General features: G+C 55.9%; 18 protein-coding genes. 5 read left to right on the top strand and 13 right to left on the bottom strand.

The window, feature by feature from the left end; all coding sequences use genetic code 11:
• Nucleotides 1-44 precede the first annotated feature (44 nt).
• Both ABTW00_RS19710 and ABTW00_RS19715 read right to left on the bottom strand, forming a co-directional pair.
• Complete coding sequence (locus ABTW00_RS19710; protein ID WP_035896012.1) at nucleotides 45-440, bottom strand: RidA family protein; 396 nt, start codon at nucleotides 438-440, stop codon at nucleotides 45-47.
• The gene (locus ABTW00_RS19715) at nucleotides 430-1,896 is read right to left on the bottom strand and encodes an N-acyl-D-amino-acid deacylase family protein (protein ID WP_064547323.1); all 1,467 of its coding nucleotides are present in this window, start codon (nucleotides 1,894-1,896) and stop codon (nucleotides 430-432) included. The genes ABTW00_RS19710 and ABTW00_RS19715 overlap by 11 nt, the downstream gene beginning before the upstream one ends.
• 202 nt (nucleotides 1,897-2,098) lie before the next feature.
• Here ABTW00_RS19715 and ABTW00_RS19720 point away from each other — a divergent pair, with 202 nt between their 5' ends.
• Nucleotides 2,099-3,319, top strand: a complete 1,221-nt coding sequence (locus ABTW00_RS19720) for an amino acid deaminase (RefSeq protein ID WP_433637046.1) — start codon at nucleotides 2,099-2,101, stop codon at nucleotides 3,317-3,319.
• 169 nt (nucleotides 3,320-3,488) lie between these two features.
• On the opposite strand, the gene ABTW00_RS19725 is transcribed toward ABTW00_RS19720, so the two are convergent.
• Complete coding sequence (locus tag ABTW00_RS19725; RefSeq protein ID WP_074416815.1) at nucleotides 3,489-4,568, bottom strand: MurR/RpiR family transcriptional regulator; 1,080 nt, start codon at nucleotides 4,566-4,568, stop codon at nucleotides 3,489-3,491.
• 272 nt (nucleotides 4,569-4,840) lie between these two features.
• Between ABTW00_RS19725 and ABTW00_RS19730 the strand changes: the two genes are divergently transcribed.
• From ABTW00_RS19730 to celB, 3 genes are read left to right on the top strand one after another with little or no spacing between them, the layout of a single operon-like run.
• Nucleotides 4,841-5,146: a PTS sugar transporter subunit IIB gene (locus ABTW00_RS19730; protein WP_271447208.1), complete on the top strand. Its 306-nt coding sequence runs from the start codon at nucleotides 4,841-4,843 to the stop codon at nucleotides 5,144-5,146.
• A gap of 16 nt (nucleotides 5,147-5,162) precedes the next feature.
• A complete protein-coding gene (locus tag ABTW00_RS19735) occupies nucleotides 5,163-6,467 on the top strand; it encodes a 6-phospho-beta-glucosidase (RefSeq protein WP_065357016.1) in 1,305 nt (434 codons plus the stop codon).
• 49 nt (nucleotides 6,468-6,516) lie between these two features.
• Entirely contained in the window at nucleotides 6,517-7,866 is a 1,350-nt protein-coding gene (gene celB, locus ABTW00_RS19740) for a PTS cellobiose transporter subunit IIC (RefSeq protein WP_064547318.1), read from the top strand.
• Between the two features lie 85 nt (nucleotides 7,867-7,951).
• Here the strand turns inward: celB and ABTW00_RS19745 are convergent, their stop codons facing one another.
• From ABTW00_RS19745 to ABTW00_RS19780, 8 genes are all read right to left on the bottom strand, one after another.
• Nucleotides 7,952-10,624, bottom strand: coding sequence for an autotransporter outer membrane beta-barrel domain-containing protein (locus tag ABTW00_RS19745; RefSeq protein ID WP_433637052.1), 2,673 nt, complete (start codon nucleotides 10,622-10,624; stop codon nucleotides 7,952-7,954).
• 75 nt (nucleotides 10,625-10,699) lie between these two features.
• Complete coding sequence (locus tag ABTW00_RS19750; protein WP_433637054.1) at nucleotides 10,700-11,332, bottom strand: helix-turn-helix transcriptional regulator; 633 nt, start codon at nucleotides 11,330-11,332, stop codon at nucleotides 10,700-10,702.
• A gap of 179 nt (nucleotides 11,333-11,511) precedes the next feature.
• Nucleotides 11,512-11,994 (bottom strand): hypothetical protein, encoded by a 483-nt coding sequence (locus tag ABTW00_RS19755; RefSeq protein WP_433637056.1) that lies wholly within the window; start codon nucleotides 11,992-11,994, stop codon nucleotides 11,512-11,514.
• A complete protein-coding gene (locus ABTW00_RS19760; protein ID WP_433637058.1) occupies nucleotides 11,987-12,751 on the bottom strand; it encodes a winged helix-turn-helix domain-containing protein in 765 nt (254 codons plus the stop codon). The genes ABTW00_RS19755 and ABTW00_RS19760 overlap by 8 nt, the downstream gene beginning before the upstream one ends.
• Nucleotides 12,752-12,929: 178 nt before the next feature.
• Nucleotides 12,930-16,154, bottom strand: a complete 3,225-nt coding sequence (carB, locus tag ABTW00_RS19765; protein WP_433637060.1) for a carbamoyl-phosphate synthase large subunit — start codon at nucleotides 16,152-16,154, stop codon at nucleotides 12,930-12,932.
• A gap of 18 nt (nucleotides 16,155-16,172) precedes the next feature.
• Nucleotides 16,173-17,321, bottom strand: a complete 1,149-nt coding sequence (gene carA / locus ABTW00_RS19770; RefSeq protein ID WP_065357018.1) for a glutamine-hydrolyzing carbamoyl-phosphate synthase small subunit — start codon at nucleotides 17,319-17,321, stop codon at nucleotides 16,173-16,175.
• Between the two features lie 456 nt (nucleotides 17,322-17,777).
• The gene (gene dapB / locus ABTW00_RS19775; RefSeq protein WP_065357019.1) at nucleotides 17,778-18,599 is read right to left on the bottom strand and encodes a 4-hydroxy-tetrahydrodipicolinate reductase; all 822 of its coding nucleotides are present in this window, start codon (nucleotides 18,597-18,599) and stop codon (nucleotides 17,778-17,780) included.
• A gap of 269 nt (nucleotides 18,600-18,868) precedes the next feature.
• Entirely contained in the window at nucleotides 18,869-19,501 is a 633-nt protein-coding gene (locus ABTW00_RS19780; RefSeq protein ID WP_433637064.1) for an alanyl-tRNA editing protein, read from the bottom strand.
• A 92-nt stretch (nucleotides 19,502-19,593) separates the two neighbouring features.
• Between ABTW00_RS19780 and ABTW00_RS19785 the strand changes: the two genes are divergently transcribed.
• Entirely contained in the window at nucleotides 19,594-20,502 is a 909-nt protein-coding gene (locus tag ABTW00_RS19785; protein ID WP_433637066.1) for a LysR family transcriptional regulator, read from the top strand.
• Here the strand turns inward: ABTW00_RS19785 and rihC are convergent, their stop codons facing one another.
• On the bottom strand, nucleotides 20,503-21,417 hold the full coding sequence (rihC, locus tag ABTW00_RS19790; RefSeq protein WP_433637068.1) for a ribonucleoside hydrolase RihC: 915 nt from the start codon (nucleotides 21,415-21,417) through the stop codon (nucleotides 20,503-20,505). It lies immediately after the preceding gene.
• Nucleotides 21,418-21,483: 66 nt separating this feature from the next.
• Nucleotides 21,484-22,434: a 4-hydroxy-3-methylbut-2-enyl diphosphate reductase gene (gene ispH, locus ABTW00_RS19795; protein WP_064547283.1), complete on the bottom strand. Its 951-nt coding sequence runs from the start codon at nucleotides 22,432-22,434 to the stop codon at nucleotides 21,484-21,486.

Genomic DNA, 22,434 nt, shown 5'->3' on the forward strand with positions numbered 1-22,434 from the left:
GGGAGAGGGCCGGGGTGGTGCGGGTTTTACCCTCACCCCACAAGTTACTTCACCCGCTCCGCGTTGTAACAGGTCAAATCCACCTCAACCTTACAATCTACCACCAAATCCGCCACGCAACACACGCGCGCCGGTGGGTGGTCGGCAAAGAACTCGCGGAACACCTTATTAAAGGACTGGAAGTAGCGTGCATCGGTTAGATACACCTTCACATGCACCACGTCCGCGAGGCTGTATCCTGCGTCCTGCATAATATCCACGCAGTTCTGAATCGCCAGACGCGACTGCTCAACAATACCGCCCTCCACCACTTCACCGTCCTTCATCGGCGTTTGCCCGGAGACATACAGCCAGCCACCGGCCTCTACGGCCTTGGCAAACGGCAAAGACTGCCCGCCGGTCCCCGTGCTGCCGCCGACGCCATAACGTTTAATGCTCATTATTGCTGCTCCTTAATTTTCCGGCTGACCGGCGTAGGAATCGCCCGGCGCGCCCGATAATGTTGTGATTCTGCCCGTAGCTCATCACCCCGTTGACCATCACCGCATCGATACCGGCGGCGGGCTGCTGTGGGTCACTAAAACTCGCGACATCGCTGATAGTTTCTGGATCAAACAGCACCAGATCGGCAAAATAGCCGCGCTTGATAAGCCCGCGGTCGGTGAGCTGAAAACGCGCCGCCGACAGGCCGGTCATCTTGTGCACCGCGACGGTAAGCGGGAACAGTTTTTCATCGCGACTGTAGTGCCCCAAAACGCGCGGGAATGCGCCCCACAGGCGAGGATGCGGCATCGGGTCATTAGGTAAACCGTCCGAGCCCACCATGGTCAGCGGATAGCGCAGCACCCGCTGCACGTCCTGCTCGTCCATGTTGTAGTAAATCGCGCCGGCAGGCATCAACCGCTTGCCCGCCTCTTCCAGCGTCAGCGACCAGCTTTGCGCAATCTGCTTTAAGGTCTGCCCGGCCATCTCCGGATGCGGCGTTGACCAGGTGATAACGATGTCAAAATCGGCGGTAATCTGCTTCATATCGAGCGTCGACGAGCTGGCAGAATACGGATAGCAGTCGCAGGAAACGTCCTGCTGCTGGCGAACATTATCGAACAGCGCCAGGGTTTCCACGGTACGCCCCCAGTTATTCGCGCCCGCGCATTTGTGGTGCGAGACCACCACAGGCACCTTGCCGTGGCGGCCAATACGGAACGCTTCGTCAAGCGCATCGAGAATGGGTTCAAACTCCGAGCGCAGATGGGTGGTATAGATCCCATTCTCCGCCGCCAGCTCTTCCGCCAGCGCCATCACCTCTTCGGTCGTCGACTGGAAGGCAGAGGCGTAGGCGAGCCCGGTGCTTAGCCCCAAAGCGCCCTCCTGCAGTGCCAACCGAAGTTGCCCGCGCATGGCTTGAATTTCTTGCTCATTGGCCGGACGAAACAGCGAGTCCATCTGGTTATTACGCAGCGCGGTATGACCGACCAGCGTGCCAACGTTCACCGCCGGACGCGCCTGCGTCACCGCATCTGCGTAGGCGTTAACCGTCGGATAGATAAACTGTTCCGCATTGCCCAACAGGTTCATCGGATCCGGTACGTCGCCTGCGATCGTCGCACTCGCGGCGCTGATCCCGCAGTTGCCGACGATCACCGTGGTCACGCCCTGGCTGATTTTGGGCAGGTACTCCGGCATGCGGATAACGTTAATGTCGTCGTGGGTGTGAACATCGATAAACCCCGGCGCCAGCACGCGGCCTGTGCCGTCAATCTCATGCTGCACCTGCCCGTCGATAGCAGGCGCTATCTCCACAATGCGATCGCCCTTGATGGCAACATCGCCGCGATACTGCGGGCCGCCGCTACCGTCGATAACCGTGACGTTCCTGAACAGATAATCGAACTGCATCTCTTCTCTACCCCTGTCGTTTCCTGCCTCGAATTTGACCATTTACAAGCGCTGAAAACAGTGAAAGACTACGCAAAACATGCATCAATTAATGATACTTTTATTCATGAGAATCAAATAAAATAATAAAAATATAATATTTACAACAATATAAACAATCAAATATTCATGATATGAACTGAAAATCGGAAGGATTTATGTTATGAAATACCATGAAAGCCTCATCGTACCCCACAAATCCGCGACGCTATTTACTCCAACAAACATCCTCAATGAAGACGTTTGCCTGCCCGCCGCAGTCATTAAAAAAGCGGCGCTAACCAACAACATTCAGTGGATGCAGCACTATGCCGACGCGCGCGGCGTCTCACTCGCCCCACACGGTAAAACCACCATGACGCCGTGGATCTTTTCACAGCAGCAACAAGCCGGAGCCTGGGCCATTGGTGTTGGCAGCGCTTGGCAGGCAAGCATTGCTACGGCAAGCGGGATCCAACGTGTGCTGATGGTGAACCAACTCGTCGGTAAGGCAAATATGGCGCTGATAGCCCACCTCAAGACCGAATACCCGGCTGTAGATTACCTGTGCTGCGTCGATAGCCTCGATAACGCCCGTGCGCTCTCGACGTTCTTCGCCGCGCAAAACCAGACGCTGGATATTCTGCTGGAGCTGGGCGTACCGGGCGGTCGCTGCGGATGCCGAACCGCAGAACAGGCGCTCACGCTTGCGGAGCAGGTTGCCACCTTACCGGCGCTGCGTCTGCGCGGCCTTGAACTATATGAAGGCGTGCTGCACGGCGATAACCCACAGCCGAAGGTGGAAGCGCTGCTGCGCGATGCCGCCGCGCTGGCCTGCCAGCTTGAGCGCTATGTCACGGGCGAGTTTATCCTCACCGGCGCGGGCTCCGTTTGGTACGACGTGGTGTGTAACGTCTGGCTTGCCGAGCCGAAACCGGCCAACTGCCGGGTGGTGATCCGTCCTGGCTGCTATATCACTCACGATGCGGGGATCTATCTGGAAGCGCAGAACGCGATCGTCGCGCGCGACCGGACGGCCTGCGACCTCGGCGGCGATCTGGTTTCTGCGCTGGAACTGGTGGCGATGGTGCAGTCGGTGCCGGAATGCGGCCGGGCGATCGTTAATTTCGGCAAGCGCGACAGCGCGTTTGATGCCGGGCTACCGCAGCCGGTTGCTCATTATCGTGCGGGGAAATCGGTAGAAATAGTGGCGAACAGCATTGAAACCACCGGTATTATGGACCAGCACGCCATGCTGAAGCTTGCGCCCGGCACCGATGTGCGGGTGGGAGACATTCTGGTCTTTAGCACCTCGCACCCTTGCCTGACGTTTGATAAGTGGAAAGCGCTGCTGCTGGTTGATGACGGGTATAACGTGCTGGATACGTTAGAGACGGCGTTCTGAGAACGCCCCGGCGTCGCGCTGCTCGGCTGCGATACGGTTTTGTAGGCCTGATAAGCGTAGCGCCATCAGGCGGGTTGATGCCGATTGCCGGATGGCGGCATCGCCTTATCCGGCCTACAAACTGCAGTAGCCCCCGGCCGAGCAGCGCGACGCCGGGATCGCACCACACTCACATCGAATCACATATCAAATCGACAATCAGCAGCGACCCGTAACGTGAGTCGTTAAGCGGTAGCGTGACGTTTTGCTGATGGCCGAGCGTGCTCTCCTGCTGGCCAATCAGGATAATATCCGCCCCTGCCCAACGCGCCTGATGTACGGCGGCAATCAGCGCGCTGCCCGGCGGCGTACCGGCAAAGACCACCAGCACCTGCCCTGCGCCAAGCATCGAGGCGGTAATCCCCATTAACGCCGGGTCCTGGCAGACGTTGGCCGGATATCCCTGCGTCAGCAGACGGTACTGCAATACGCTGGCGAACGGATTATCGGCGGTGCTGGCGCTGAAAATATGCACCGCTTTAGCCTGTTTAAGCAGGCTTGCAGCACGCTCAACCGCCGCTGGCGACAGCTCGTGAAGCTGCGCGTTCAGCGAATACTGGATCTGGTTAAGCCGCTCGCGCCACGGCCCCGGCATATCGCCGCTGGCAACCGGTGCGCTGGCCTGCGCCAGCTTCATGCGCAAATCGCGAATATCGTCGCAGCCTGCCGCGCGGGCAAAGCGGGTGATGGTCGCCGGGCTGACCCCTGCCGCCGTCGCCAGTTGGTCGATGGTCGCTGAGGCGGCAAACGCTACGTCGCTGAGGATAGTCTGCGCTACACGAGACTCCTGCTGGCTGAAGTCCTGTAGCCTCTGGTGGATCAGGCTTAGAATGTCATCGCTGCCGTCGCGACCGATAGAATGCGAGAAACGATCGAGGATATCGCTGCCAATGCCGGCGTTTTTCGCCAGCTTTTGCAGCGTACCGGCGTCCACCCATGCCGCGTCGCCGAGCATCGGTGCCGCCGTCGTTTTCACACGATTCTCCTGCTGCTGATGGCGCACCTGGCCAATAAAGTCATTGAGGTCGGCACAGCCAATACTGCGCGAGAAATGCTGTAACGTCGCGGGACTCACGCCCGCCTTCGCCGCCAGCTCTTCAATACTTGCCTCAGGTATCTGGGCAAAATTATCGAGGAAAAAGCGCGCCAGCCGGGATTCCTGCGCAGGCAGGCCCGATAGCCCATTCACCAGCTGATAAACAATATCCATAACCAGAGAGTCCTAATGTCGGCAAATTCTGCTCGTTAAAAACATCATAATTTATTGAAATTATTTTTCAATTCATTCGTTCAACAGACGCTAACGTCTTCGCTATCTGAGTAACAAATATTCGTTTTGCTTACCTTGATCACACTTTAACGTGGATAACATACCGTAAAGCAATATTTTAACGCCGATCACACTCACGAAAATAATTTTCATACATGCTACGTAAAACCGCTAATGTGTGAAATATGTTTTCAAACGAGGAAAATATTGTCATGAAAAAGATCATGTTGTGCTGCGCCGCCGGAATGTCCACCAGCATGCTGGTGCAAAAGATGCGTGCCGAAGCGGAAAAACGCGCGCTGGCGGTGGAGATTAATGCTTATCCGGTTGCCGAAATCGAAAGCATGATGGCGCAGGCGGATGTGGTACTGCTGGGCCCGCAGGTGCAGTTCGAACTCTCTCGTCTGCGCGAACTGTCCGCGCCGCTGGGTAAACCGGTCGAAGTGATCGACATGATGGACTACGGCACCATGCGCGGCGATCGCGTACTCGATAAAGCGATCCAACTGATGGCCTGAGGCCCAGGAGAAAGCGATGAAAATTACCGTGATTGGCGGGGGCAGCAGCTACACCCCGGAACTGGTTGAAGGATTAATTGCGCGTCATGCTTCCCTGCCAATGGCGGAACTGGCGCTGGTTGATGTCGAAGCGGGCCGCGAAAAGGTCGAAATTATCGCGGCGCTCTCTCGTCGCATGCTCGATCGCAACGGGCTGGAGGCGGTAAAAGTCTCGGTTCACTTCGATGCGGACGACGCCATCAGAGGCTCAAGTTTCGTGCTCACCCAGCTGCGTGTGGGTCAGCTACCGGCCCGCGCCGCCGATGAGCGTCTGGGCCTGAGCCATAAACTGTTGGGCCAGGAAACCACCGGCGTTGGCGGCTTCGCCAAGGCGCTGCGCACCATTCCGGTGATGCTGGATATCGCCAGGCGCGTCGAACGCCTGGCGCCTGACGCGTGGATCATCAACTTCACCAACCCCGCAGGTATCGTTACTGAAGCGGTGTCGCGCCACAGCAAGGCAAAGATCATTGGCCTGTGCAACGTGCCGGTGACCATGCACCACATGATTGCCGATATGCTGAAGCTGCCTTACGACGACGTCTCGCTGCGCTTTGCCGGCCTGAACCATATGGTGTGGGTACATCAGGTGCTGGCGGCGGGCCGCGATGCAACCGACGAGGTTATCGAGATGCTGTGCGACGGCGAGCAGCTGTCGATGAACAATATCAAGGCCATTCCGTGGCCACCGGAACTGCTGCGCGCGCTGCGCGCCATTCCTTGTCCGTACCATCGCTACTTCTGGCAGACCCGCATCATGCTGGAAGACGAGCTGGCGGATGCCGACAGCAAAGGCACTCGCGCCGAGCAGGTAATGAAGGTTGAAGCGTCACTGTTCAAACTGTACGCCGACCCGCATCTGGACAAGAAACCGGAAGAACTAAGTCAACGCGGCGGCTCGTTCTATTCCGAAGTGGCGGTGCAGCTAATTAACGCGCTGCACAACAATCTTGGCGTTGAGATGGTGGTGAATACCGCCAATAACGGTGCCATTCAAGGACTGCCGGACGACGCGGTGATAGAGACCAACTGCCTGATTGATGCGCTGGGCGCGCATCCGCTGGCCTTTGGCAAACTGCCGCCGCTGATGAACGGCCTGACCCAGCAGGTCAAGGATTTTGAGCGTCTGACCATCGATGCCGCCGTGCACGGTGATAAGCAAAAAGCGCTGCTGGCGTTGGTTGCCAACCCGCTGGTTGCCGATGTGAATCTGGCGTCGGCGCTGGTCGATGAAGTGTTAACCATCAATAAAGCGTGGCTGCCGCAGTTTAGCCAACAATAAATACAACAATAGCCCGGTCGGCAACGTCTGCGCCGGGCAGGGGGTGTCTGTGAATAAGTCGATAATAGATAAATACGTTTTACCGACCGCGCTCAAAATCGCCGGACAAAAACATGTGCTTTCGGTACGCGACGGGATCATCCTGAACATGCCGTTTATGCTGATAGGCTCGTTCTTCCTGATCTTCGCCTATCTGCCGGTGCCGGGTTACGGCACGCTGATGACCGAGCTTTTCGGCCCAACGTGGCAGGAAAAAGTGCTCTACCCGGTGAAAGCGACCTACGACATCATGGCGCTGATCTCCAGCTTCGGCATCGCCTACCGTCTGGCGGAGAAGTACCGCACCCTCGACCCGCTGACCGCCGGAGCAGTCTCTCTGGTGGCCTTCGTGATGACCATTCCACAGCACATCATGTTTACCCCGGCGGGTAGCGACGTGGCGCAGCTGGTCAAAGGCGTCATGCCGATGGGGCAAATTGGCAGTCAGGGGCTGTTCGTGGCGATTCTGATTGCCCTGCTCTCCACCGAAATCTACCGCTTTGTTAACGACCGCAACCTGGTGATTCGCATGCCGGAAGGCGTACCACCGGCGGTGGCAAAATCGTTCCTCGCGCTGATCCCGGGTTTCTGCGTGCTGGCGGTAGTGCTGGCTCTGCGTCTGCTGGTTGAAGCGACGCCGTTTGGCGATATCAATACCATGATTACCGAACTGGTCGGCATTCCGATGAGCCACGTTGGCGGCTCGCTGCCGGGGATGATTATTTCGGTGCTGCTGATTGGTATTCTGTGGATGCTGGGCCTGCACGGCGACACCATCGTGCTGGTATTTATCCGCCCGGTCTGGCTGAGCAACATGTCCGAAAACCTGGAAGCGTTCCAGAACGGTCTGCCGATTCCCCACATTATCACCCAGCAGTTCTACGACCTGTGGATTGCGCCGGGCGGTACCGGCGCGCTGTTAGGGCTGGTTATCTTTATGATCCTACGCAGCCGCAGCGTGCAGATGAAGCAGCTCGGTAAAATTGCCGCGCCGGGCAGCCTGTTTAACATTAGCGAACCGATGGTGTTTGGTATTCCGATCGTGATGAACCCATACCTGGTGGTGCCGTTTATCCTCACGCCTGTGGTGCTGGTGATTGTCTCCTACGTGGCGATGACCACCGGCTTAGTGGCCAAACCGGCCGGGATTGCGCTGCCGTTCACCACGCCGATTGTGGTCAGCGGCTATCTGGCGACCGGCGGGCATATCTCCGGTTCGGTGCTGCAAATCGTCAACCTGGGGATTTCGCTGGTGATGTATTATCCGTTCTTCCGCATCTGGGATAACCTGAAATACCGTGAAGAGCAGGCCAGCAAGTCGCAGCAGACCACCGCGGCAATGCCAGCAACGGAACAGTAATTCACCTATAACCGTAGCCCGGCGTCGGCTTAACGCCGCCGGGGTTAGCGCTAAGCCGACGCCGGGCTACAAAAGATTTCCTTTATCAGAGACCGTACTTCACACCCAGCATACCGCGGGTATCACTGTAACCTTTATCGCCAACCTGCTGCGCCACGTTACTCCATACCTGCAGACGCGGGGTAATTTGTCCTTCCACGCCCACTTTCAGTTCACCGATATCCTTCGTGCCACGCATATCGTTACTCACGTTATCCATTTTCACGCTGGTAGCCTGCGTGTTGTGTATCCAGTTCGCTTCCACAAACGGTTGGAACTCTCGTGACAGGCCATTATCAATGGCGTTGTGACCCTTGATGTAAGCTCTAACCCCAAGGCGAGTCATCAGATTACCGCTGGCGTCATCCTTCACGCGGGTACCGTTCGCTTCGCGGCGATCGTTAGCCTGCACGCCCATCCACACCGCCTGTGCTTTTGGCTGCAGCCAGTAGCTATTGCGTTCGCTTGCGCCCAATTTAATGCTATAGCCAGCTTCAACGGAGGCGGTAATGCCCTTAGATTTGTACTTCTCAGCCGCCTGTTCCTGCCCCATCACCTTGTTATCAAACCAGTTATACAGCGCCCAGGTATCCACATAAGCCCCTGACTTGTCGATATCATTCGCATACCAGGTGCCGTAGATGCCGACGCTATAGCCGCTGACCTCGCCACGAGAATGATAACCGGTAGCCGACGACTGTGTACGACTCTGGTCGTTGGCATAGCCCGCCATCGCGCCAATGTGCCAGCGGTCAAGGCCGTCACGGCTCCACTGTGCCAGGTCGCCACCCAGCTGTAACACATAGCTATTGCTTTGGGTTTTTAGCTGTCCGCTACCGTCTTTGAAGCGGGCATGACCACCGACGTTGCGCATCCACAGGCTGGTGACTTTTTTCTCTCCCGTTAACGCGTCGGTATATTGGCTTTCACCCAGACGGTCATGCAGACGGGTCACAAACAGGGTGTTCGCCGCCGCGTTGTTAGCAAGATAGCTACCCGCTTCCGGGCGTAGCTGATGCTCCACGGTCGGAGAGGATTCAGGCGCAATGTCGCTGGTCAGGTACCAGTTTTTTCCTTTCTGCACCACGTTATAGTCATAGGCCCCGGCCACAATGCGCCCGGCTTTTTCGAACGTCCCGTCCGAGTTGCCGGCCACGCTAACAATCTCAATACCTTCAACCGTTTGCGCCCCATTTCCGCCGATGTTATTCACCGCGATAAACGTGTTACCCGACGTATTACCGAGCACATTCAGCCTATCGGTTTCGGAACCATCGCCGTTGAGAACGGTATTGAAGACCAGCTTGCCGCCATGGCCGACATAATCTTCATTCACCGTAAGCGTCTGCCATGCTCCTTCAGCCATGTGGCTAAAGTTAACGATCGCGCCGCTGTTCAACGTCAGGTAGGTGAGCGTTGAACTGCTGGTCATATTCCAGGTCGCATCGCTCATTTGCAGCGTAATCACGCCGGTGCCCGCAGCGGTGCTGGTGATGTACGACGCCCCGTTCCACTGCGAATTGTCGGTCATCGTCAGCGTAATGGCGCTGTTCTGCTGCGGCTGCGTACCGGTCGCCGCCGTCGCGCCAGCGGCATGAATATCGCCATCAATCAGGAAGCGCCCGCCCGCGGAACCGTCAACGATACCGCCGGTTTCAGTGCTGATAGCATAACTTTCGTGACCGTGATCACCCGCCATAACGATCGTCGCGCCCCCCGCCAGGTTAATCGCGCCGCGAGATATTGCGTAGAGGCCGCGTGGCGCTTTGCTGTAGGACGCCGCTTTGCCCGCGCTATTGACGTGAATCGTGGCGTTATCTCCGAGATTCACGGTGCTTCCGGTCGCATATACCGCATGAGCGCTAGCGCCGTTAACCGTAATCGTGGCATTGTTGCCAAGTTCGGTTCGCGAAGCGGAGGCCGCATAAATCCCCGTTGAGGAGGTACCGCTGGTCTCGATGATGGCGTCATCGCCCAGGCGGATCGATGAACCGCTTTGCCCGGTGCGCAGCCCTTCCGCACTGTCACCGGTAGTGACGATGTGCGCACGATCGCCGACGATAATCGTGTTTTTGGCCTGCGATGCGTCTCGCATCGCGTTGGCGGTAATACCGCGCCCCTGATTACCGGTGGTTTTGATATACAGGTCGTCGCCAACGTAAATATTGGCCGAGCCCGTCCATCCCTGACTGAGGGCGTTATAGCCGGCGTTAATACCGTCGCCATCCTGACCGTCAACGTAGATATGGGTGCGATCGCCGGTAATAATAAACACCGGATTATCCGGCGTGTTGGCGCCGTGCGTACGAATGCCGTCGACCTCTTTTCCTCCGTTTGCGGGATTCTTTGACTGTGTGCGAATGGTCAGGTCATCGCCAAAAATCACGCCCGGGCTTCCCGTCGCGCTATTCTGGATAACGGTCACCGTGTGTTCAAAGGCCTCCATCCCAGGGCCATTCAACGTGAGGCCGTTGCCATACACCGGAATAGTCCCGGCATTCCATTGATACACGTAATTCGGCATAGTGCTGACTTTGGCGAAATTAGTATTTGCCTGGGCCGGAATAAGCGCCTGTAATTCAGGCGGCAGTTGGCTGACCAGCCCACTGGAAGGCAGGCTATCCACATTGATCCAGGCCGCGTGGCTGGAAAAGACCATCGACGCTAACGCAGTCGATACCGCGATAGCAATTTGAGAATAATATTTAGGGTTTGGCATAATTGCATCCTGCATTCAGGCGTAGAGCGCTCTCCACATCGCGCGGATGTGGATATAATTAAAATAGGAACGTCGCTATAAAATATTTGATATTATTTTATGAATACTATGACCCAGCTTATTTTCAAGCTGCAGCTTATGCGCATAGATCTTCTTAACATCTATATTTTCGGATTCGATAATTTGCTGAATACCAGCACCGGACATAAAGCGCTTCAGCAATATAAATTCGGTATGATTAAGCGACCGGCCATCTTTTCCGTTGGCAACACGACCGGTAAATAATCGATGTACTGTCTGCTTCTGCACATGTTCTTCATTGTCCGCGTAAATAACCCCGCGAATGTGGCTATTATGCGCTAACCAGTAGTTCGCCAACGGAGCCAGGCTTCTATCAGAGAGTAGAACAATATACATCCCGCTGTACGCTAACCATTCAATCCACTGCGAGTCAGAAAAAAGACGCAGATACGGAAAAGAAAAATCAACGAAGACAAACCCTCTGGACAAACAGTTTTTACTGTCGGAGAGTAATTTCCCAATGACACCCACCCTCAGAAAATGATTATCATCCGGCCAAACAGCAAACTCAGAATTATTACAGTACTGCACCCGTAGCGCGCTGTCAGGATATAATTGACAGGATATCCCGCAGCTAATACAACGGATACTCGACAAAGGTTTTTGCAGCAGTTCAATCGCCTCCATTTTTATCACCCTTAATATTTAACGAATACCACTCCCGTAGAGTTGCGATGAAATATAAGTAAAAGGCTGATTTAACTGTAATGAATTCTTATTATTAAACTTCACAGAGTTCTTATATAAGATCTTTTAGACAACATCTCTTTGTAATAGAAGTAATTTCTGGTGAGGAAAGGAATGGGTTAATGCGTGCAGAGAAATACCGGTCGCTTACCGATAGTAAACATAAAGCCGCGGTGGCCTTGCGTCAGGATGGTGTAGCTAATGCCTTTGCGAGGATAGACGTAAAAATCAGGTAACATGGTGGCGATAACATCGTCAGATAACGTTTCATCACGACTCACCTTATTCACGGAGGTGGAGATAAAATGGGTGCTGTTCTTATTTTCGCTCCAGATATAGGAGACATCGCGGCGGATCACACCGCTCAATTTGTTATCGACGTAGTATGTCCCGCTGACGGCAACCACTCCGGTGTGATTTTTCAGCGAGTACATAAAATCCAGCGTGAGGTTCGCCTGGGTATTCTTATAAAACACCAGCACCGGAGCCGTACATTTCTCCGGATCGCGATGCTTTTCCACACGCAGATGCAAAAAGTGGCCAATCCCCGCCCCCACAATAAGGAGCAACAGGCAGCTTAATAACAGCAATCTTTTACTCATGCAGCGCTCCACGGAATAAAAGCGTAACGCAGCCGGTATCGCCTCGCGTTTTATAAGGCCGCTGACAAATCAGCGCCACCAGCGCAGGCAGACGGTTACTGGTGGGAAAATAGACCCACGGATATTTCTGACAATCCATGCCGGTTTTGAGAATCATGTTTTTATCGTTTTCAAATCGGCTGGCGCTGACAATATCTTCATTGCGGGAAAAGAAATGGCAGCCCTGCGTTGTTTCGACCAGCGTATAGCGATCGTAGAAATTCTTTTCAGGAAGCGTCTGAACACTGATATAGCCGAGTAAAATACCGCCCGCCAGCGACAGCAGCATCCATAATGGCACGCTGTAGCGTTTAAAGCTCCGACGCGCTAAGGACTGCGCCGCGATCTCTTTTTTTTCGACCGCCACGACGGAGGCTTTGCTCATCGTCTTAATCTGCACGCCAGGCTCAATCTGAAAACCTTTACGCGGAACGGTGGCAATTAGCGCATCGTCAGTTTCGCCAACGGTGCGTAAGCCACGGCGAATAAGGGAGATATTTTGATACAGCGTATTTGCCGGCACCACCATGCCCTCGTCTTCCCATACCTTTTGAAAGAACGTTTGCTGCGTGACGACAGAAGGCGCGCTTTCCAGCAAAAGGCACAAACAACGGCTGGCCGGTGTTGTCAGAATCACGTTGAGATCTGGCCTGGATAACGATGCCAGACGATTTCTCTCTGGATTGAATTCAATATTATTGTTAATTATCCATAACATCGTAGCGTTACCCTGCCCAAGCGGATCGCGGCGGAGCGATCGAGAGATACTACAGAGTATAGCCCTGCCCGGCCTGCCGTAGGGGGCCATCGAATGATTCTCTGAAAACTGCTCGTCCCTGATAACAAAAACGCCGGGCAGTTGCAGATGCCCGGCGTTTTTAGCGTATTACTCGCACTTATTTTTTAATCTGTGCGTGCATTTCCTGTACAGAAATCACTTTCTCTTTGGCATCCGCATTCAGCGCCATGGCTGTTGCGAACCCCCCGTTCAGGGTGGTGTCGTAATGCACTTTGTACTGCAAGGCGCTGCGGCGAATCAGCTTGGAGTCTTCAATCGCCTGACGACCTGCGGTGGTGTTGATAATGTAGGTATATTCGCCATTCTTGATACGGTCCTGAATGTGCGGACGACCTTCATGCACCTTGTTCACCAGACGCGGGTTGATACCGGCTTCACCCAGCACAATCGCGGTACCGTGAGTCGCATCCAGCTCGAAGCCCTGTTTTAGCAGCTTAGCGGCCAGGTCCACGACGCGCTCTTTGTCGCCTTCGCGAACCGAGAGCAGCGCACGGCCCTGTTTCTTCATCGTGGAGTTGCTGCCCAGCTGCGCCTTGGCGAACGCTTCCGCGAAGGTACGGCCCACGCCCATCACTTCCCCGGTGGAGCGCATTTCTGGCCCTAACAGCGGGTCAACGCCCGGGAATTTGTTGAACGGCAGCACCACTTCTTTCACCGAGTAGTACGGCGGGATAATTTCTTGGGTCACGCCCTGCTCGGTCAGCGATTTGCCAGCCATCACGCGCGCCGCCACTTTCGCCAGCGGTACGCCGGTGGCTTTGGAGACGAACGGTACGGTACGCGCCGCACGCGGGTTGACTTCAATCAGGTAGACTTCGTTGTCTTTCACCGCAAACTGCACGTTCATCAGGCCGCGCACCTGTAGTTCGAAGGCCAGCTTCTGCACCTGCTGGCGCATCACATCCTGAATTTCCTTGCTCAGCGTGTAGGCTGGCAGAGAACAGGCGGAGTCGCCGGAGTGTACGCCCGCCTGCTCGATGTGCTCCATGATGCCGCCAATCAGCACCATTTCGCCGTCGCAGATGGCGTCAACGTCCACTTCGATGGCATCGTCGAGGAAGCGGTCCAGCAGCACCGGCGCGTCGTTGGAGACGCTAACCGCGGTCTGGAAGTAGCGACGCAGGTCGGCTTCGTCGTAGACGATTTCCATCGCGCGGCCGCCCAGTACGTAGGACGGGCGCACCACCAGCGGGTAGCCAATTTCTTTCGCCTTCTCAACCGCTTGTTCAATGGCGGTCACGGTGGCGTTGGCTGGCTGTTTCAGCTTCAGACGGTCAACCGCGTGCTGGAAGCGTTCACGGTCTTCCGCGCGGTCGATGGCGTCCGGGCTGGTGCCGATAACCGGTACGCCTGCGGCTTCCAGTTCACGCGCCAGTTTCAGCGGGGTCTGGCCGCCGTACTGCACGATGACGCCTTTCGGCTTCTCGATGCGCACGATTTCCAGTACGTCCTCCAGCGTTACCGGCTCGAAGTACAGACGGTCGGAGGTGTCGTAGTCGGTAGAGACAGTTTCCGGGTTACAGTTGACCATGATGGTCTCGTAACCGTCTTCGCGCAGCGCCAGCGAGGCATGGACGCAGCAGTAGTCAAATTCGATACCCTGGCCGATACGGTTCGGGCCGCCGCCGAGGACCATGATTTTGTCGCGGTCAACGGACGGGTTAGATTCGCACTCTTCTTCATAGGTAGAGTACATGTAGGCGGTATCGGTGGCGAATTCCGCCGCGCAGGTATCCACGCGCTTGTAGACCGGGTGCAGGTTGTACTGGTCGCGCAGCTTGCGGATTTCCGCTTCGCGCACACCCGCCAGTTTTGCCAGACGCGCATCGGCGAAGCCTTTGCGCTTCAGGTGACGCAGGAAGTCAGCGTCGAGGCCGTTGATGCCCACTTCCGCCACTTTTTCTTCCAGACGTACCAGCTCTTCAATCTGTACCAGGAACCAGCGGTCGATGTTGGTCAGGTTGAACACGCCGTCGACGGAGAGGCCCGCGCGGAAGGCATCGGCGATATACCAGATGCGCTCGGCGCCAGCGTCTTTCAGCTCGCGGCGGATTTTGGTCAGCGCTTCCGGGTCGTCGAGGCTCACTTTAGGGTCGAAACCGGTGGCGCCTACTTCCAGGCCGCGCAGCGCTTTCTGCAGGGATTCCTGCTGCGTACGGCCAATCGCCATCACTTCGCCGACGGATTTCATCTGGGTGGTCAGACGGTCGTTCGCACCGGCGAATTTCTCGAAGTTGAAGCGAGGAATCTTGGTGACAACGTAGTCGATAGACGGCTCGAAGGAGGCCGGAGTACGGCCACCGGTGATGTCGTTCATCAGTTCGTCGAGGGTGTAACCCACCGCCAGTTTGGCCGCCACTTTGGCAATCGGGAAGCCGGTGGCTTTGGACGCCAGCGCCGAGGAGCGGGAGACGCGCGGGTTCATTTCGATAACGATCAGACGACCATCTTTCGGGTTCACCGAGAACTGAACGTTGGAACCGCCGGTTTCTACGCCGATTTCACGCAGTACCGCCATCGAGGCGTTACGCATGATTTGGTATTCTTTGTCGGTCAGGGTCTGCGCCGGAGCAACAGTGATCGAGTCACCGGTGTGAATGCCCATCGCATCGAAGTTTTCGATAGAGCAGACGATGATGCAGTTGTCGTTCTTATCACGCACCACTTCCATCTCGTACTCTTTCCAGCCGATCAGCGATTCATCAATCAGCAGCTCGTTGGTTGGCGAGAGGTCCAGGCCGCGTTCGCAGATTTCTTCGAACTCTTCACGGTTGTAGGCGATACCGCCGCCGGTGCCGCCCATGGTGAAAGATGGACGGATGATGCACGGGAAGCCCACGTCAGCGGCAACCGCCAGCGCTTCTTCCATGGTGTGCGCGATACCGGAACGCGCGGTGTCGAGGCCGATTTTCTTCATCGCCACGTCGAAACGACGGCGGTCTTCTGCTTTATCAATCGCATCAGCGGTGGCGCCAATCATGGTCACGCCGAACTCTTCCAGCACGCCCTGACGCTCCAGCTCCAGCGCGCAGTTCAGCGCGGTCTGGCCGCCCATGGTTGGCAGAACCGCATCCGGACGCTCTTTTTCGATGATTTTGCGTACCACTTCCCAGTTGATCGGCTCGATGTAGGTCGCATCGGCCATTTCCGGGTCGGTCATAATGGTTGCCGGGTTAGAGTTCACCAGAATAACGCGGTAACCCTCTTCGCGCAGCGCTTTACACGCCTGGGCGCCGGAGTAGTCAAACTCACACGCCTGACCGATAACAATCGGGCCCGCGCCCAGAATCAGGATACTTTTTATGTCTGTACGTTTTGGCATGGCTTTTATTACTCCTGATTATTTCGCGGACTGACGGTATTGCTCGATAAGCTCGATAAAGTGGTCGAACAGCGGCGCCGCATCATGCGGGCCTGGGCTCGCCTCCGGGTGGCCCTGGAAGCTGAACGCCGGTTTATCGGTACGGTGAATCCCTTGCAGGGTACCGTCGAACAGGGACTTGTGGGTCACGCGCAGGTTGGCTGGCAGCGAGTCTTCATCCACCGCAAAGCCGTGGTTCTGCGCGGTAATCATCACCACATTCTTATCCATGTCTTTCACCGGGTGGTTACCACCGTGGTGACCAAATTTCATCTTGATGGTCTTCGCACCGCTCGCCAGCGCCAACAGTTGATGGCCGAGGCAGATGCCAAATACCGGAATATCGGTCTGGAGGAATTTCTCAATCGCTTCGATGGCGTAGTCGCACGGGGCCGGGTCACCAGGGCCGTTAGACAGGAAGATACCGTCCGGATTCATCTTCAGAACATCTTCCGCGGAGGTTTTCGCCGGTACCACCGTCAGGCGGCAGCCGCGATCCACCAGCATGCGCAGGATGTTGCGCTTGGCGCCAAAATCGTAGGCCACCACGTGGAACGGCAGCTCTTCTGCAGACTTCGCTTCCGGCAGGTCACCCGCCAGCGTCCAGCTACCCTGAGTCCAGCTGTAGGATTCAGCGGTGGTCACTTCTTTTGCCAGGTCCATCCCATTTAAGCCCGGGAACGCTTTGGCTTTTTCTAAGGCCAGCGTAGCATCCAGATTATCGCCTGCAATGATGCAGCCGTTCTGAGCGCCCTTCTCGCGCAGCAGTCGCGTCAGCTTACGGGTATCGATATCGGCAATCGCCACGATGTTATGGCGCTTGAGGTAAGAAGAGAGGTCTTCGGTGTTGCGGTAGTTGCTGGCAATCAGCGGCAGGTCGCGAATAACCAGACCCTGAGCGTGAACCTGAGAGGACTCTTCATCGGCGGAATTGGTGCCGACATTACCAATATGAGGATAAGTAAGAGTGACGATTTGGCGAGAATAGGAAGGATCAGTGAGGATTTCTTGATAACCGGTCATTGAAGTATTGAAAACGACTTCCCCAACCGCCGAACCTGTTGCCCCTATGGCCCGACCGTAAAACTGGGTTCCGTCTTCCAGAACCAATAGCGCTGACTTAATCAAAACACCCTCCAGAGAATATTTACTCGCTTTATTTGCATATTAATTCATAACAAAGGCACAAATCAATGCAAATCTGCTTACCGATGAATTTCTGGCAAACGGCGGCATTCTAGTGACAGCCTCGGCAAAAGTCTACCTCAAAGGACAATTTTTATTATTATTTTGCGCCACTGGTGAAACAAGCCGTCTCCAGGCACCAAAAAGACAAACTAACTCATGGGAGAAAACGCTTGCGGAGCAGGAAGAGTGTAAAACCATGACGCAGCGCCTTAAAAAGTAGACCAGATGGTCAAAATTTACATTTAACCAACACATTTAAGACACATAACATAGAAAATTAATGGCTTGAGAATAAAATAAGACAAAGATCATATAAAATAAAGGGCAATAAAATATTGCCCTGTGTAATCAAATAATTACGACTACAATAACCACATCACGATGGGTAATAAATTCTTATAGTTCATTCAAATTCAGCACATCACGCATATCAAAAAGACCACTTTGCTTTGTCTTAAGCCACAATGCCGATCTTACCGCACCGTTAGCAAACGTCATGCGGCTGGAAGCCTTATGCGTTATCTCCACGCGCTCGCCAATATCGGCAAACATAGCAGTGTGTTCGCCGACAATGTCGCCCGCACGTACGGTCGCAAAACCAATCGTGCCCGGCACGCGTTCACCGGTATAACCTTCGCGCGAGTAGACCGCGCAGTCTTTCAGATCTTTATCCAGCGCCCCGGCGATCGCCTCGCCCATTGCCAGCGCAGTGCCTGACGGAGCATCCACTTTATGGCGGTGGTGCGCCTCAATAATTTCAATATCGGTGTAGTCGCCCATCACCTTCGCGGCTTTCTCCAGCAGCTTCAGCATGACGTTAACGCCGACGCTAAAGTTTGCGGCGAAAACGATCGCAATCTCTTGCGACGCCTCGCGAATGGCCTGTTTACCGGCGTCGTCAAAGCCGGTAGTACCAATCACCATCCCTTTACCCTGCTGACGGCAAAAAGCCAGATGCGTCAACGTGCCTTCCGGACGGGTAAAATCGATGAAGACGTCAAAATCATCTTTTACCGCCTCAAGGCTACTCTGGACAATGACGTTGGTTTTCCCCACGCCAGCCAACTCACCGGCATCGCTGCCCAGTAAAGAGGAGCCCTCACGCTCCAGCGCAGCACCGAGCTGAACGCCTTCCATCGCCACAGCGGCCTGAATTAACTGCCGTCCCATGCGCCCGCCGGCGCCGGCAATGGCGACACGGATTTGTGCTTCATGCATAGCTATTCTCTTTTGTAAAAATTGCGTAAACCGTTTTCAGAGTAACCAGCGCGCCCGGAGGCCGCTAGCTGAAAACGCCCATAATTAGAATTTAATGATAAACAGAGGGGAATATCAGTAAAAGACATGATTCATCCCGCAGGATGAATCATTGCTGGAGCACAGGAAAGAAGTCAAACTCGCTCAGTAAGCGTTGAGCAGATGGGAAAACGATGGGAAAACCGAACAAAATCCAGCCAATCTGCATAGCGACTTTCGCGAGCCCGGTTTTACGACACAAGCGTGTAGTTAACGATCATCTGCCCTTTTTTCATCTTCACCTGGGTAATCGTCACCTGCCCAATGTCGGATAAACGCGCAACATGCGTACCGCCGCAAGGGTAAGCGGGCAGCTCACCGAACCCGACTTCGCGCAAACCGCCGTCGAATGTCACCCGGCGAGGAAGATCCTCCGCCTGCCAGGCGTTGATTTTCGCCAGCAGTGATGGCGCATCCGGCAGCGTGTCGTTTCCGCCAGCGGCGAAAGTAATGCGTCCTTCATTGGGCCAATGGTGTGCTTTCACCGGAAGCCAGCCGAACGCGGTACCCGCCAGGCCGATAAGGTGCCCTGCCGAGTGCAGGCGGGCGTGCAGTTGGCGCTGTGCAGCATCCACGCGCAGGTTCACGACGCCGGGGAGGAGCGGTTTTGCCACGATATGCAGCACATCGTCACCGCGCGCGAGCACTGTTTCGACCGGCTCGTTATCAATCCAGCCCGCATCCGCAGGCTGTCCGCCGCCCTGCGGGTGAAAAAGGGTTCTATCCAGCACCACCGCGTACCGTCCATCCGGCTCAGCAGAGCAGCTCAGCAAGTTAGCCTGTCCTTCTGTGCGATCGCAGGTGTAATAAAGACGTTCAATCATGATTGCTCTCCTCTTGATGGGAAGAGTATATTCACTTTACTGACGGCGATAATCCTGCGCTGGTTCAATGCATCTTTGCCTGGTACGCACAAATGAGTCCTAACCTTCTTCCCGACCTTGCTACCTTTGTGTTGATTATCGACCAGGGGAGCTTCTCCGCCGCCGCCAAAGCCTCAGGCGCTACGCCTTCCGCTATTAGCCGCAGCGCTTCACGCCTCGAGAAGGCGCTGGGCAGCAAACTGCTACATCGTACGACGCGCAAGCTGGCGCTCAGCGAAACGGGCAAAATAGTATATGCACACGCGCAGGAAATGCTGCATGCGGCGCAAATGGCCGTCGACTCGGGAAGCAGCCGACAAAGCATCGCGCAGGGTAAGCTGACCCTCAGCGTGCCCAAGGCGGTGGGACGGTTTGTCATTCATCCTCTGATGGCCGAATTCTTTGCACGCTACCCGCAGGTGGATGTCTGTCTTCGGCTGGAAGACCGCTACATGGATTTAATCGACGATGGCGTCGACCTTGCGCTGCGCATCAGCCAGTCGCCCTCGCCGGGCCTGTACGGGAAACCGCTGATGCCGGTCAGCCATGTGCTATGCGCGACTCCCGCGTACTTACGCGATCACGGTACGCCCGAGCACCCACAGGCGCTTCGCGAGCATAGCTGTATCAGCCTTGGCGAGACCCCTGCGGATTCACGCTGGAAGTTTCGATGCGGTGAGCGTGTGGAAACCATTCAGACTCGCGGCCGCTACGCCGCCAACCATACCGGTGTGCGTCTGGATGCGGTGAAAAATAACCTCGGCATCGGCAGCCTGCCGCTCTTTACCGCCCGCGAGGCACTTACGAGCGGAGAGATCGTCCAGGTCCTGCCAGAATGGGAATTTATCAGCGACTACAGCGGCGACCTGTGGCTGCTGTGGACGCGTAATCAACATATGCCCGCCAGAATGCGGGCGATGATTGATTATCTCAGCGAGAAGCTACCGCTACACAACACCTGATCACGGCGCGCGGGCAAAGACCTCCGCCACCCACTGACGAAAACCGTCCACATCAAGATCCAGCGCCACCTGCGCGTTGGCGGGCTGCCCCAGACGCCCTTCAATATCCACCACGGTGGTGCCAGCGGTATATTGCCCCTGGGTTTCCACCGCCACAAAGCAGCTGTGCAGCGTAAACAGGTCCGGACGGACCAGCCAGGCAATCGCGCAGAGGTCGTGCATCCGCAGGCCGCTCTGCATACTGCCGCTACGATAGTGGCTGAACAGCGCGTGAAGCATGATGCCGGTCTTATTCAGCGCGGGAAGCGTAGACAGATACTCCGGCGTCAGCACGGCCTGATTGGTCACATCCAGCCCGCACATCACAATCTCCAGACCGCTGCGGAACACCAGCGCGGCGGCTTCCGGATCGATAGCGATATTGAACTCGGCGTTCGGCGTAAAGTTACCGCGCCCGGCGGAGCCGCCCATGATCACCAGGCGACGGATATTAAAACGACACTCAGGATACTGAGTCAGCAGCAGTGCGATATTAGTCAGCGGCCCGATAGCCACCAGCGTAATCGGCTGCGGCGCGTGCATCAGCGCATCACGAATCGCCTGGAACGCCGGTTTGGCCAGCGGCTGGCGGTTGTGCTCGACAAAATCATAGCCTTCCATGCCCGACTCGCCGTGAACCGAGGCAGCGTCACGTAGCGGACGCACCAGCGGCGCGGCGGCTCCCTGTGCGAGTGGCACATCGGCGTCCCAGAAATGCAGGAGCTGTAAACCGTTACGGGTGGTTTTTTCGACCGAGACGTTGCCGGCAACGGTGGTCATCAGCTGAAGATCCAGCTCGGGGGCAAAGAGCGCAGCGGCAATCGCCGCCGCATCATCAATACCGGGATCGGTATCCAGAAAAATAGGTAGACGCATGATTTCTCCCTAAAAAAATGCCAGACGTTAAGCCTGGCATTTTTTCACATTCGCGGGAGAAATAATTTATTCAACTTCACGAACATCCACACGCAGCTCGCGCGGAACTTCGAAAACAATATTCTCTTCGCGGCCTTCAAGGGTGATGGCTTCGCCGCCGCCCAACGATTGCAGGCGGGCAATCACGTTCTGCACCAGAATATCCGGCGCGGAAGCTCCGGCAGTCACGCCGACGCAGGCGGCGTCTTTCACCCAGGCTTCCTGGATGTCCGCCGCATCGTCAATCAGATAGGCCGCTTTGCCCATCCGCTGCGCCAGTTCGGCCAGACGGTTGGAGTTGGACGAGTTTTTGGAGCCGACCACCAGCACCACGTCGGCCTGCTGGGCGAGCGATCGCACGGCTTCCTGGCGGTTAGTGGTGGCGTAGCAGATATCATCTTTGCGCGGACCAACGATTTTCGGGAAGCGCTGGCGTAAGGCATCAATAACGTCGGAGGTATCATCCACCGAGAGCGTGGTCTGTGTCATAAATGACAATTTGCCCTCGTCTTTGACCGTCAGCTTCAGCACGTCTTCCGGTGACTCGACGAGGTACATGCCGCCTTTCGGGTTGCTGTACTGACCCATCGTACCTTCCACTTCCGGGTGACCGGCGTGGCCAATCAGAATGGATTCTTCACCACGACGGCTGGCGCGCGCCACTTCCATATGCACTTTCGTGACTAATGGACAGGTCGCGTCGAAAACCGTGAGATCGCGGCTTTTCGCTTCGTTACGTACGGCCTGAGAGACGCCATGCGCGGAGAAGATCAGGATAGCGCCGTCCGGCACCTCGCTAATCTGCTCGATAAAAATCGCGCCGCGTTCACGCAGACTGTCCACCACGTAGCGGTTGTGCACCACTTCGTGACGGACGTAGATTGGCGCGCCATAAATGGCGAGCGCATTTTCAACAATGCTGATAGCGCGGTCAACGCCTGCACAAAAGCCGCGTGGGTTGGCCAACAGGATCTGCAT

The organism is Kluyvera georgiana, from assembly GCF_050990895.1.
In the GTDB taxonomy this organism is placed as follows: domain Bacteria; phylum Pseudomonadota; class Gammaproteobacteria; order Enterobacterales; family Enterobacteriaceae; genus Kluyvera; species Kluyvera georgiana.

What these genes read in the sequence shown, in the direction of transcription:
- ABTW00_RS19710 (WP_035896012.1), bottom strand. Translation starts at nt 440, where the DNA reads ATGAGCATTAAACGTTATGGCGTCGGCGGCAGCACGGGGACCGGCGGG.
- ABTW00_RS19715 (WP_064547323.1), bottom strand. Translation starts at nt 1,896, where the DNA reads ATGCAGTTCGATTATCTGTTCAGGAACGTCACGGTTATCGACGGTAGC.
- ABTW00_RS19720 (WP_433637046.1), top strand. Translation starts at nt 2,099, where the DNA reads ATGAAATACCATGAAAGCCTCATCGTACCCCACAAATCCGCGACGCTA.
- ABTW00_RS19725 (WP_074416815.1), bottom strand. Translation starts at nt 4,568, where the DNA reads ATGGATATTGTTTATCAGCTGGTGAATGGGCTATCGGGCCTGCCTGCG.
- ABTW00_RS19730 (WP_271447208.1), top strand. Translation starts at nt 4,841, where the DNA reads ATGAAAAAGATCATGTTGTGCTGCGCCGCCGGAATGTCCACCAGCATG.
- ABTW00_RS19735 (WP_065357016.1), top strand. Translation starts at nt 5,163, where the DNA reads ATGAAAATTACCGTGATTGGCGGGGGCAGCAGCTACACCCCGGAACTG.
- ABTW00_RS19745 (WP_433637052.1), bottom strand. Translation starts at nt 10,624, where the DNA reads ATGCCAAACCCTAAATATTATTCTCAAATTGCTATCGCGGTATCGACT.
- ABTW00_RS19750 (WP_433637054.1), bottom strand. Translation starts at nt 11,332, where the DNA reads ATGGAGGCGATTGAACTGCTGCAAAAACCTTTGTCGAGTATCCGTTGT.
- ABTW00_RS19755 (WP_433637056.1), bottom strand. Translation starts at nt 11,994, where the DNA reads ATGAGTAAAAGATTGCTGTTATTAAGCTGCCTGTTGCTCCTTATTGTG.
- ABTW00_RS19760 (WP_433637058.1), bottom strand. Translation starts at nt 12,751, where the DNA reads ATGTTATGGATAATTAACAATAATATTGAATTCAATCCAGAGAGAAAT.
- carB (WP_433637060.1), bottom strand. Translation starts at nt 16,154, where the DNA reads ATGCCAAAACGTACAGACATAAAAAGTATCCTGATTCTGGGCGCGGGC.
- dapB (WP_065357019.1), bottom strand. Translation starts at nt 18,599, where the DNA reads ATGCATGAAGCACAAATCCGTGTCGCCATTGCCGGCGCCGGCGGGCGC.
- ABTW00_RS19780 (WP_433637064.1), bottom strand. Translation starts at nt 19,501, where the DNA reads ATGATTGAACGTCTTTATTACACCTGCGATCGCACAGAAGGACAGGCT.
- ABTW00_RS19785 (WP_433637066.1), top strand. Translation starts at nt 19,594, where the DNA reads ATGAGTCCTAACCTTCTTCCCGACCTTGCTACCTTTGTGTTGATTATC.
- rihC (WP_433637068.1), bottom strand. Translation starts at nt 21,417, where the DNA reads ATGCGTCTACCTATTTTTCTGGATACCGATCCCGGTATTGATGATGCG.
- ispH (WP_064547283.1), bottom strand. Translation starts at nt 22,434, where the DNA reads ATGCAGATCCTGTTGGCCAACCCACGCGGCTTTTGTGCAGGCGTTGAC.